Annotated in this window: 10 protein-coding genes; 8 read left to right on the forward strand and 2 right to left on the reverse strand. The window is 68.6% G+C overall.

The window, feature by feature from the left end:
• Window position 1: 1 nt before the first annotated feature.
• The 7 genes from MED15_RS25225 to MED15_RS25255 all read left to right on the forward strand — a co-directional run bounded on the left by MED15_RS25225 (window position 2) and on the right by MED15_RS25255 (window position 7,936).
• Entirely contained in the window at window positions 2-1,189 is a 1,188-nt protein-coding gene (locus MED15_RS25225) for a DegT/DnrJ/EryC1/StrS family aminotransferase (protein WP_112584682.1), read from the forward strand.
• Window positions 1,186-1,842: a sugar transferase gene (locus tag MED15_RS25230; protein WP_112584683.1), complete on the forward strand. Its 657-nt coding sequence runs from the start codon at window positions 1,186-1,188 to the stop codon at window positions 1,840-1,842. Before MED15_RS25225 ends, MED15_RS25230 begins: the two co-directional genes overlap by 4 nt.
• A 118-nt stretch (window positions 1,843-1,960) precedes the next feature.
• Window positions 1,961-3,109, forward strand: a complete 1,149-nt coding sequence (locus tag MED15_RS25235; protein WP_244220576.1) for a glycosyltransferase family 4 protein — start codon at window positions 1,961-1,963, stop codon at window positions 3,107-3,109.
• Window positions 3,110-3,484: 375 nt separating this feature from the next.
• Window positions 3,485-4,132, forward strand: coding sequence for a NeuD/PglB/VioB family sugar acetyltransferase (locus tag MED15_RS25240; protein WP_112584684.1), 648 nt, complete (start codon window positions 3,485-3,487; stop codon window positions 4,130-4,132).
• Window positions 4,129-5,421 (forward strand): glycosyltransferase, encoded by a 1,293-nt coding sequence (locus tag MED15_RS25245; RefSeq protein ID WP_112699787.1) that lies wholly within the window; start codon window positions 4,129-4,131, stop codon window positions 5,419-5,421. The genes MED15_RS25240 and MED15_RS25245 overlap by 4 nt, the downstream gene beginning before the upstream one ends.
• Window positions 5,418-6,617 (forward strand): glycosyltransferase family 4 protein, encoded by a 1,200-nt coding sequence (locus MED15_RS25250; RefSeq protein ID WP_112584686.1) that lies wholly within the window; start codon window positions 5,418-5,420, stop codon window positions 6,615-6,617. Before MED15_RS25245 ends, MED15_RS25250 begins: the two co-directional genes overlap by 4 nt.
• 230 nt (window positions 6,618-6,847) lie before the next feature.
• Complete coding sequence (locus tag MED15_RS25255) at window positions 6,848-7,936, forward strand: glycosyltransferase family 4 protein (protein ID WP_181549310.1); 1,089 nt, start codon at window positions 6,848-6,850, stop codon at window positions 7,934-7,936.
• 18 nt (window positions 7,937-7,954) lie between these two features.
• Here MED15_RS25255 and wzy read toward each other — a convergent pair whose 3' ends face one another.
• Entirely contained in the window at window positions 7,955-9,352 is a 1,398-nt protein-coding gene (gene wzy / locus MED15_RS25260) for an O-antigen polysaccharide polymerase Wzy (RefSeq protein WP_167457723.1), read from the reverse strand.
• Between the two features lie 557 nt (window positions 9,353-9,909).
• Here wzy and MED15_RS25265 point away from each other — a divergent pair.
• On the forward strand, window positions 9,910-11,196 hold the full coding sequence (locus tag MED15_RS25265; protein ID WP_112726689.1) for a lipopolysaccharide biosynthesis protein: 1,287 nt from the start codon (window positions 9,910-9,912) through the stop codon (window positions 11,194-11,196).
• Between the two features lie 15 nt (window positions 11,197-11,211).
• On the opposite strand, the gene MED15_RS25270 is transcribed toward MED15_RS25265, so the two are convergent.
• Window positions 11,212-12,093 (reverse strand): NAD-dependent epimerase/dehydratase family protein, encoded by an 882-nt coding sequence (locus MED15_RS25270; protein ID WP_112584690.1) that lies wholly within the window; start codon window positions 12,091-12,093, stop codon window positions 11,212-11,214.
• Window position 12,094 lies beyond the last annotated feature (1 nt).

A 12,094-nucleotide genomic window follows, 5' to 3' on the forward strand; every position in this document is an offset into this window, starting at 1 on the left:
CGTGGATCTGATCCACAACCGTCCGTCCGTGGCACCGCGCAGCGGCGGCCCGACCGTGACCGACCCGGTCTACCTGTCGTCGCCGGACATCGGCGAGCTGGAGGAGTCTTACCTCCTGCGTGCCATCCGCGGCGGCCGCTTCGACCCCGACGGGCCGGAACTGGGCGCGTTCGAACGAGAGATGGCCGCACGGGTCAAAGTCGGGTACGCGCTGGGGCTCTCTTCCGGCACCGCCGCGCTGCACATGGCGTTGCTCGCGGTGGGTGCCGGGCCGGACAGCGTGGTGGTGGTGCCCACGCTCACGTTCGCGGCCACCGCCAACGCGGTCACCTACACCGGCGCCGAACCGGTCTTCGTGGACTGCGACGCCTCCACCGGCAACCTCGATGTCGACCTGCTCTCCGACCTGCTCGGCCAACTCACCGATACCGGCCGACGGGTCGCCGCCGTGCTGGCCGTCGACATCAACGGCCGGTGCGCCGACTACGACCGGCTGCTGCCGCTCTGCGCGGCCATCGGCGTTCCCGTGGTGGAGGACGCCGCGCAGGCGTTGGGCTCCACATACCGTGGGCGCTGCGCCGGCACCCTCGGCCGGGTCGGGATCTACTCGTTCAGCCACAACAAGGTGATGACCACCTCGGCCGGAGGAATGCTGATCTCCGACGACGCCGCGCTCGTCGCCCGCGCCCGTCACCTGGCCACCCAGGCCCGCGAGCCGGTGTCGCACTACGAGCACCGCGACATCGGCTACAACTACCGCCTCAGCACGCTGCTGGCCGCTCTCGGCCGAGCGCAGCTCAGCAGGCTGGACACGATGGTCGCCCGACGGCGGGCGCTGCGGGACCGGTACGCGCGACTTTTCGCCACCGTGCCGGGCACGCAGATCCTCGGCGCCGACGACCCCGGCTCGAACTGTTGGCTGACCTCCGTGGTGGTCGAGCCGGAGCGGACCGGCTGGGACCCCGGCGAACTCGCCGCGCACCTGGCCGGCCGTGGTGTGGAGAGCCGGCCAATGTGGAAGCCGATGCACCGCCAACCGGTGTACGAGGACCGGCAGGCCGCCCTCACGGGCGCCGCCGACCACCTCTTCGCCACCAGCCTCTCGCTGCCCAGCGGCTCCGCGCTCACCGACGACCAGGTCGAGCGCGTGTTCGCCGCGATCGCCGAGTTCCTTGAGGGACGCCAATGAGCCGGCCCTATGACGCCGTCAAGCGGTTGCTGGACGTGCTCGTGGCCGCCGTCGGTCTGCTGCTGACCGCCCCGGTGCTCGCCGCTGTGGCATTGGCCGTCCTGATCACGATGGGTCGTCCGGTGCTGTTCCGCCAGGCCCGGCCGGGGCGGCACGGGCGGCTGTTCGAGCTGGTCAAGTTCCGCTCGATGAGCATCGACGGCGAGGACGGCGCACCGACCAACGACGGCGCCCGGCTCACCCCGTTCGGCCGGTGGCTGCGGACGACCAGCCTGGACGAGCTGCCTCAACTGTGGAACGTGCTGCGCGGCGAGATGAGCCTGGTCGGGCCGCGCCCGCTGCTGCCGGCGTACCTGAACCGGTACACCCCGGAGCAATTCCGCCGCCACGAGGTGCGTCCCGGCATCACCGGTCTCCAGCAGGCATACGGGCGCAACGCGCTGAGCTGGGACGACCGGTTCGCCCTCGACGTGTGCTACGTGCGGCAGCGTTCGTTCGGGCTGGACCTGCGCATCCTGCTCCGCACGGTACGCATCGTGCTGCGCCGTGATGGCATCACCGCCCCCGGGGCTGCCACCGCACGCGAGTATCTCGGCCCGCGTGGGCTGGCCGCCGCAGGCACCGGCCACAGCTCCGCGGAGGGCCCTCGGTGAGCCCGGTCACCGGCCTCGACCACCGTGTTGGGCACTGTCGGGCGGTCAAGGGACTCCCAGCCCGGTGAGCGCCGTCGGAGCGGTTCATCCGCCCAGTCCGCGACGGTTACGTATCGCGGTGCTGGTCAAGACCAACGCGGGCGGAATGTGGCTGCTCCCCCAGGTGGAAGAGCTGCGGCACCGGGGGCATGAGGTGGCCGTGGTGCTGCCGCCCGGGTCCGGTCGGCTCAGCGACGAACTGGAACGCCGGGGCATCGAGGTGCTCGCCTCACCGTACGACTTCACGATGGACCGGTACGTTCCCATCGGGCTGCTGCGGCTACGCGCGCTGCTGCGCCGGCTGCGCCCCGACGTGGTGCAGTACCACCTCATCGCCTCGGCCTACGCGGTGCGGCTGGCCACGCTGGGTCTACCGGTGCATCGGGTGCACATGGTGGCCGGCCCGGCGTACCTGGAGTCCCGACTGGTCCGGTCGGTGGAGCGGATGATGTGGCGGCTGGACGATGTGGTGATCTGCAGCTGCCGGTATGCCTCCGTCCGGTACGGGGAGCTGGGCTGCCCGCCGCAGCGACGCCCGGTCGCCGTGTACGGGGTGGACACCGACGCGTTCAGCCCGGACGCGACCGGTCCGGACCAACGGGCGAAGCTCCGGGCCGAGCTGGGGATCGACCAGGCCGCGTTCCTCGCGGTGATGGTCTCCCACGTCTACCCGCCCATGCGCCTGGTCCGCTCGGGTCGGGGCGTGAAGGGGCATGAGGTGCTGCTGGCCGCGTGGCGGACGTTCCGCCGCCGGCACCCGGAAGCGCATCTGTTGCTGGTCGGGGGCGGCTGGACGGGTGCCGGGGAAGACTACCGGCGGCAGCTCAGCGATCAGTTTGACGTTACCGGCGATCCTGGGGTGACCTGGGTGGAATCGGTCCCGGACGTGCGGCCCTGCTACGCCGCCGCCGACGTCAGCGTCTCCCCGTCGCTGTGCGACGGGCCGGGATCGGCGGTGGAGGCCGGGTCGATGGGCGTGCCGAGCATCGTCAGTGCGGCCGGCGGTCTTCCCGAGGCGGTCACCGAACGCTCCGGCTGGGTGGTGCCACCGGCCGATCCGACGGCCCTGCTGGGCGCGCTCGACGCGGCGTACCAGGGCTGGGTCGCCGGCACGCTCGCCCTGCGCGGCCGGTTGGCCCGCCGACACGTGCAGGCGTCCTTCGACGACCTGCGGGCGGCGGCCGAGGTGGCGGACATCGTGGAGGACGTGGCGGCCCGCCGCCGCTGAGCACGACGCCGGTGGTCCGGTGGTTGGTCCCACCGGACCACCGACCGCCCGCCGTGGGGTCAGTGCCGGATGCCCGCCCAGTCGTGGTCGAGGAGGAACGCCACATCAAGCGGTGTTCGGCGCGGCGATCATCTGCCACCTGCGACGCCCAGAGCCTGCGACGCCCCTGCCGTCAGACCTGGCTGGACCTACCGTGAGCGGCCGAAAGAGTTCATTTCTCCCGTAACGTCCCGGTGTTAGTTGAGGTTGACGAGGGTGTGCCCGTCTCGCCGTAGCGAGCCGGCGGGCAGAAACCTGCCCCACAAGACGGATCCGCCCACCTGCCGACAGCACCGGAGACGTAATTGTGGATCTTCCTTATGAGAGGAACCGGTCATGGCCACGGACCTCGTGATCGTGGGCTGCGGTGGACACGGCCGAGAAGTTCTCACGATCGTCCATGCCGTCAACAAGGCCTCCGACCACGGATCCGCCTGGCGGATAGCCGGCTTCGTCGACGATGCGCCGAGTGAGGTCAACCTGAAACGCCTACGCGCACTCGGCGCCGACTACCTGGGCCGGATTCACGTTCTCGCGACGCTGCCGGCAGAGACCCACGTGGCCCTTGGCATCGGCGACCCGCGCGGAAGGCAGACAGTGGTCGACAGGATGGCGGCATATCCACGGCCCGCAGCGGTGCTGGTGCATCCGGACGCGACGGTGGGACCAGACCTCGTCCACGGCGAAGGGCTGTTGGTCTTCGCCGGTGCCCGGGTCACCACCAACGTCGTTCTGGGCCGGCACGTCCACCTCAACCAGAACGCGACAGTCGGACACGACTGTGTTCTCGGTGATTTCGTATCGATCAATCCACTGGCCGCCGTCTCCGGCGGCTGCCGGGTCGACAGCGGCGCGCTGGTCGGCGCCGGCGCCGTCGTCCTCCAGCAGCGTCACGTCGCCACCGCCGCCACCGTCGGCGCGGCGGCCTGCGTTGTCCGGGACGTCCCGTCGCACGCCGTCGTCAAGGGGGTACCAGCCCGATGAACTCCCGCTCCGCACGTCCGGAGATCCTCCGCCCCTACCTGCCGGCAGATGGATCAGAGGGGAACGTCCGGCCCCTGCGGGTGGCTGTCCTCGTCAAGACCAACGAGGGCGGGATGTGGATCCTGCCGCAGATCGAAGAACTTCGCAGACGGCGCCACCAGGTAGTCGTCATTCTGCCGCCCGGGCCGGGCCGGCTCACCGTCGAGCTGCGGCAACGAGGCTTCGAGGTGGCCGAGTCGCCGTTCGACTTCCGCGTCGGCGCCCCCAGCCTGCGAAAACTGCTGGGGCTACGGGCACTGATCCGCCGGCTACGTCCGGACGTTCTCCACTATCACCTGCTCGCATCCGCGTTCGCCGGCCGGATCGCGACGCTTGGCCTGCCGGTCGGTCGCGTGCACATGGTCGCCGGCCCGCTCTATCTGGAGTCCCCGCTCATCCGTCTGTTCGAGCGCCTGCTGTGGCGGCTGGACGACGTCATCATCTGCGGCTGCCAACACGCCGCCGACCGGTACGGGGAACTGGGGTGCCCTCCCGAGCGCAGAGCGGTCGCGACCTACGGAGTCAATACGGACCGGCATCGCCCGGACTGGCTGTCCCCCACACCCACCCCGACCGCTGGGCTCGACTACGACCCGCAGGTCCCCGTCGAGGCGCGGGCGAAGGCGCGCGCGGAGTTGGGGATCGCCGCCGACACGTTCCTCGCCATCATGGTCGCCTACGTGTATCCACCGATCCGACTCGTCAACCGGGGCCGCGGCATCAAGGGACACGACGTGCTCTTCCCGGCCTGGCGTCGGTTCCGCGAGCGCCACCCGAACTCGCACCTTCTCGTCGTCGGCGGCGGCTGGGCAGAGGAGGGCGCACGCCATCGGCTCGAACTGATCGACCGCTTCGGGATCAACGCCGACCCGGGTATCACGTGGTTGGAGACGGTGGACGATGTTCGACCCTGGTACGTCGCCGCAGACGTCAGCGTCAGCCCGTCGCTGGGCGAGAGCCATGGGGCGGCCGTCGAGGCCGGAGCGATGGCGGTACCGAGCATCGTCAGCCAGGCCGGCGGCCTACCGGAAACTGTCGACGAGCAGTGCGGGTGGGTGGTGCCGATGGACGACATACCGGCGCTGACCGACGCTTTGTCACAGGCCCACACGGCGTTCGAGGACGGCACGTTGACCGAGCGGGGACGTGCGGCGCGACGCCGGATGGTCGAGTTGTTCGACAACCGCAGGTCGGCGCTGACGGTCGCCGACACCATCGAGGCTGTCGCCGTCCGTGGGCGGCGCCGGTGAGAGTGGTCGTCACCTCCGAGGCCCGATTCTCCCGTACTCCCGATGGCGCGGTGTGGACCACCGATGGGCCGGACCACGGTTTCTGGGTCCGGTATCTGACGACGTTCCACCGGGTTCGGGTGATGGCTCGGGTCCGCGAGGTGACGGCGGCACCGGACGGCGCCCGGCGAGTCGACGGTGACGACATTGACGTGTGGCCCGTGCCGTACTACGTCGGGCCGCGGCAGTACATCTCGGTTCGACCGGCGATCCAGGCAGCCGTGCGCGGAGCCGCGACGAATCACGACGCGGTGATCCTGCGGGTGCCATCGGCCATCGGTACGCTCCTGGCGGCTCACCGCGATCGCGCACAACTGCCGTACGGCGTGGAGGTGGTGGCGGACCCGTACGACGTGTTCGCGCCCGGCGTCATCAGGCACCCGCTACGTCCCCTGCTGCGACGCCGATTCGTGGCCAGGCTGCGCCACGAGTGCCGCAGGGCGGTCGCCGCCTCGTACGTCACCGAGCGCCACCTGCAATCGAGATATCCAACCCGCACCGACGTGCCCACCGTGGCAGCGTCGAGCATCGACCTCTCGGCGTCGGCCTTCGCGATGGCGAGTCGCGGGCCTAGCGCGAAAGGCGAGGCGCACCACATCATCACCGTGGGCACGATGGACCAGATGTACAAGGGGTTCGACACCCTGATCACCGCAGTGGCGCGGTTAAACCACGTTGGCGTACCAGCCCGGATGTCGCATATCGGGACAGGCCGGTTCCAGCCGCGCCTTGAGCAGCTCGCCGCTCGCCTCGGCGTGGCGGACAAGGTCGCGTTCGTGGGCTGGTGCTCTCCCGGAGAGGAGCTACGCCAGCACCTTGACGCCGCCGACCTCTTCGTCATGCCGTCCCGGACCGAGGGACTTCCGCGGGCTTTGATCGAGGCGATGGCCCGCGCCCTGCCCGCCGTCGGCACGCGGGTGGGTGGGATTCCCGAACTGCTGCCGGCGGTGGACATGGTCCGCCCCGACGACCCACGGGAACTCGCCCGGGTAATCGGCGAGATGCTCCAAGACCCGGACCGGATGAGCGCAGCCTCCGCCCGCAACCTCGCGCACGCCCGACGGTACTCCCGGGAGTCCCTGAATCCCCGGCGCGAAGCCTTCTACCAGGCCGTGCGCGACGCGACCAAACGGCCGATCACGACACCCTCTCGCTGACCACCCGCCACCCTGATCTCCGTCCCGCGACCTGTGAGGAGCGCCGAGCGATGGCATCCCTAGGACCAGCCAAACCACGCCGTCTGTCCGACGGTCAAGCCCGCTCCGCTCCTGGTCAGCTGCGCGACACACGACCGGGCGACCCACCGGTGCCCCCCGGCTCCAGGCGCGCAGACGGCACACTGGGGGTACCTTCTCGGGCTGGCGGCCCCGTCCGGGTGGTCCATGTGATGGGATGCCTCGATCGGGGCGGAATCGAGACGTCCTCGCTGGACATATGTCGCACCATTCCGCAGTCGGAGATCTTTCAGACCTTTGTCACTGTCGCCGGTTGGGAAGGCACACTGGCGGATGACTTCCGGGCTGCCGGTGCCGCCGTCACACAATTGCCGGTGAATCCGAAGCACTCCTTCCCCCTGCGCATGTGGCGGTACCTGCGATCGTCGCAGCCAGATGTCGTGGTGTCCCACATCAGCTTGACCAGCGCCCTCGTCCTGCTGGCAGCGCGAGCGGGCGGAGTACCGACACGGATCGCGCGGCTGTCCAGCGAAGGCGACGGCCGGCCGGACACCCGCCGACGTCGCGCCCAACGGGCGCTGCTCAGACGGTTGCTTTCCCACGCGGCCACTGACGTCCTAGGAGTGACCGCAGCGTCCAGGGACTTCGCCGCGGGACGCCCGGATGATCAGCGGTACCGTGTGCTTCCGAACGGCGTCGCCATCGGCCGGATAGATGGGTGGGACCAGCAGAGCGCCCGCCGACACTGGGGACTACCGCTCGATGTGCCGGTGTTCGGCTATATCGGCAGGGCCGCGCCAGAGAAGAACAGGCAGTTCCTCATAGAAGTGCACCGAGCCGCATGCGAGGTGCAGCCGCAGGCCCGACTCCTGATCGCTGGCCCAGGTGGCACCGCTGATATCACCGGTGTGCACCCGGAAGCAGCTGGCGATGCACGAATAATCCTGGCGGGTGAGGTCGACGAGGTCGCGTCCGTGCTGGCTGCCTCCGATGTATTGCTTCTGCCGTCGATACGGGAAGGGCTTCCGGGTGTGGTGCTGGAGGCCCTGGCCGCTGGTGTTCCCGTGGTGACAACCGACCTGCCCACGCTGGTAGAGGTGGCAACGCTGGTCGAGGGAGTAGTGCCGGCATCATTGACGGCCGGGGCGGACGCCTGGGCCGCCATCGCGCTGCGTCAGGCGGAAATGCCAGCTGAACAGCGTCAAGCGCTCAGCCGCTCCTTGAGGTCGTCGCACTTCACAGTCGAACATGTCGTGCAGGAATGGCGACGGCTCTGGCAGCGGACCGCCAGCCGCTCCTGACCTTGACCGCTGGCGCAGTCAGCTGGGTGGTTGCCGAGTGGAAGTCCGCCCGGCTCGCTGAATCCCCGGCCCAGCTGGTTCGGGTAGTCGGCTAGACCGAACACTGTCCAACAGACGGGCCGCGCAGATGATGCTCAGGCAAAGCAAGACCTGTGCCACGACCGGCGTGAAGTTGTTGCGGGTCCAGACCAGCAGCACGTAGCCGATCATTCCTACCGAATACTCCCACATCGACCAGGATTGGCGGGAGTCCAGAAACGCGACCGCGGCCCCGATCAAGGCCATCACGACGACGACGCCGACGACGCCGGCAGCGCGGTATGCCTCAGCTGTGGGCGATCCGCCGATGGCACCCAACTCCGGCTGGGCCAGGAAGACAGTGGAAAGGTTGCGCTCATCGAGCGTCGCTGGGACGACATCCAGCCCCAGGGCGTGGCCGATCAGACGCTCCACCGGCGCCCAGTAGGTCTGCCAGCCCACCGCAGGCACGTGTCCGTTGACGTCCCATTCCCGCACTACGACCACAGTACGCAGCGTCGCGCTCATCTCAGCGAGACCGTCCAGCGGGTTGAGTGACGCCGCCGTCAAACGGAACCCACTCGGTCCGCCCTCACGTGCCTGACGTACCACCGATCCCAGTGTGAGCAGGCCGAGAAAGGCTGCGCCGTGCCATAGCCGGATCCGCACATGCTGCCGTCGGCTCCAGGCCAGGAGGAAGGCTGCCAGCGGAAAGATCGTGCCACTGCGCCACCCGATGACGAGCGGAACGATGACGACGGGCAGAAAGGCCAATGCCCACCAGTGCGATTTGCCAAGACGGCCGTTTGTCCCCAGCACTGCCATACCTATGCCAAAAGACAAGAACGACCATGCCAACTCCGGTGTGTGCTGCTCGGTACGAAACAACGCGTAGTTGTCTGCACCGAGAGTGTTCAACCCCTCGGACAAGACGACCTTGAGAAGTAGCACGGTCCCCAGGAGTATTAGGATCGGCCCCATCCACACGATGCTCGAGGTCGCTACGCGGTCTCTCGCGGCCGCCGCAGTGCGTTGGTGCCGCCCGGCGCTTCGCCGGCAAGCGACGGCGGCATAGCCGAGCAGATACGCCGCCATGCTAACCGTGACCAACACCAGCGCTGCAGCGATCTGCGGCGACAGCAGCCACGTCAACGGATCACCGGTACTTCCGGTGAGGAGCCTCGGCATGGCACCGAGGATGAGGTAAGGCGTCAGGCCAACATGGAACACGGCATAGATGAACAGGAACATCGAGCCGAGACTTACCTGCCGGTTGCCACGAAGTCGCGCCAGCAGGACAACATTCGAAACCGCAACAAGCGCGGCCGAGGCCGCCGCGAGCCTGGGCGAAGCCACCAGCGCGGGGAGCGCGAGAGCAATGCTGATCAGTTGCAGCATGGCGACGCCGACTACGGCATCCGGCCGAATGCCTGACCGCGCCGGAACGTCGTCACGACCAACCCCGGCCTGACTTCGGCGCCCAAGCCTCCCGATCGGCGAGACGGTAGGCGTGACGAGGGCCATGCGTCAGTCCCTTCACTCTTCACGGGCTGAAACGCATCGGCGGGGCGCCCGGCTTCATGCGGCGTACCGCATTCACCGCCGACGTGCCGACCACGGCCCTGTCCCAGGTACTGACCCGCCCGCAATGGACACCTTCCTCTGAGTGTTTCTATCAGAAAAGGGCAGCCTTTTAGGGCTGCTTCACGGCAAGCCGACTAATGTGATTTGTGCTCACCTGCACCGATAGCTCGATCATTATTGACAAGACGAGCAGGGTCACTGTCGCCCCGGGGGCCGCACCCATTTCGCTCATGGTCCGTTACAACCTGAGTACATGTCCAGACAGTGGCGAGCGGACCACGCCCTAGTTGCATCTCGACCTGTCCTGCAGCCAGGTGTCCGCTCGCTCGCGATCCAACCGGACCCGGAAAAACCCAGGCGGCGGACACACCATGAGACGAACGCTCACCGCGATGGCGGGGGCGAGCCTGACGCAAGCTGCCAGTCTTGCCATTGGCGGCATTCTGGCCAGCCGGCTGCTCGGGCCTCACGACCGAGGTCTGATGGTGCTCGGTGCCACGAGCGGTAGCATCGCCTCGTTGGTAGCCGCTCTCGGCACGTCTCACGCTCTCCGGGCACGACTGCCGACGCTGAAGGACGAGTCGTCGCGTCAAAGACTGCTTGCTTCCTACACCTGGCTGACGGTGGCTGCGGTGGTCCTCAGTGGCACATTGGCCGCCGTCGCGTGTCGGGTATGCGGGCTAACCATTGACCAGGGCCTGGCCGAACCCTCGTTCCTACTTGCGGTGCTGCTCGTAACCAGCGGTCAAATAGCCCTGGTCCAGTTCCCAGACACGTGGTACGCGGCTGGTCGTTTCCGAACCGGCAGCACTTGGGCTGCCGCCGTCGCGGCCGGAGGCACTGTGGGTCTCGTGCTCGCCGCGTTGCTGCTCGATCGGACGGCCTGGGCACTGTTGGCCGGTCAGGCAGTCGGCATGATGACGCTGGCGGTCGCACAAGCACTTCACCTGCGCTCGTCTCGACTGCTCGTGTTCGCCAAGCCCAACCGGTGGGAGACGGTCCGGCTGCTTCGCTCGGGCATCCAGTCACTAAGTCTCACCATCGGACTCGCGTTGGCACTCCGCGCAGATCGATACATCCTGGGCGGCGCCGCTGGCGCCGATGTCGTCGGTGTCTATTCGACAGCGGCGACGCTGAGCGAGGCACCTCGCGTAGTACCCGCGGCCTTGGGCCAAATAACCTACCGGAAGGTCACCCTGGGCTGTGAGACAGCCGAGGTGGACCGAACCGCGTTCTACGCATTCCTCGCCTCCCTGGCCACGGGTCTACCGGTGGCGGTGGCGGGCTGGTTCCTCATAACACCCGTCTTCGGCTCCGCGTTCGCCGACGCCAAGCCGCTCCTATTGGTCCTGCTGCTCGGCGAACTGCTGTTCGCACCGTTCGCGGTGGCCAGTCGGGGCCTACTGGGGGGCGGCTGGGTGGGATGCGCAGGGCTGGTCGGAGCGAGCGGGACGGTAGCCGCGCTGCTGCTGTACTCGGTAACGGCTCCGATCTGGGGAGCAGCCGGGGCTGCCTGGTCTTCCGCCCTGCTCTACGGTGGCCTGTCCGTGGCATCGATGACCGTTCTGCGCAGTCGGCTCATCTGGCAGCGTAGACAAGCGCCGCTCCCTGATGCTCCCGCCTCCTCGGACCACGGGCTCCAACGCGTCCCCAACTAGCCAGGTGTCGCACGCTCAGCCGCCGTCCGTCCAAATCGCCTTGACCGTGTCGGCGAGCGCATGCCCAGGGGCCCAGCCGAGTTCCCGGGCAGCGGAGATGTCGGCGCACATCCACGACACGGTCGCCGAGCGGGCGGCGTCCGACGCCGGGGCGGTCTCGTTGACCGCACCGGTGAACCCGGCAGCGTCGGCCAGCAGTCGGACGACATAGCGGATTCGTACTGCGTTGCCGCTGCCGACGTTGAGAACGGGTGGAACCCGGGGAGCACCGACGGCGGCCTGGACGGCTGATGCAACGTCCCGGACGTCCACGAAGTCCCGCCAGGCATCCAGCGAACCCAGCGCGATCGCCGGCGAGCCCTGCCTGATTGCGTCACGCAGCAGCCGCACCGTGCGGCCCAAGACGTTCTGCTCGGCCATGCCGGACCCGATCGGGTTGAATACCCGCAAGACCACGGCATCGATCCGGCGGGCCGCGATCGCCAACTCGGTCAGCCGGGTGGCCGCCAGCTGACTGAGCCCGTAACCGCCCACAGGCTCGGTCGGGTTGCCCTCTCCGACCGCCCGCCCGACGGGCACCGGGCCGTACTCGCCAGCCGAGCCGAGCCGGACCAGTCGGGCACCGGGCGCGCCGGCGACGACGGCCTCGATGAGCTTCGCGGTGACCAGCGTATGTGCGCGCAGCAGCTGGTGGTCGTCGCCGGCCATCCGACCGCTGCAGTTGATCACAGCGGTTGGCCGGCTGGCCCGGACCAGGGCGGTGAGGTCGCGCAAGTCGACCGTAACCAGGTCACACTCTGCGCGAGTGGGGCAGGTCAGGGTGGCGTCGGCAGCCAGCGCCGTCCGCACATGGCGGCCCAGGAAACCGGAGGCGCCAAAGAGCAGGATCCTGGTCATC

Source organism: Micromonospora noduli, from assembly GCF_003264475.1.
GTDB classification, from domain to species: Bacteria; Actinomycetota; Actinomycetes; order Mycobacteriales; family Micromonosporaceae; genus Micromonospora; species Micromonospora noduli.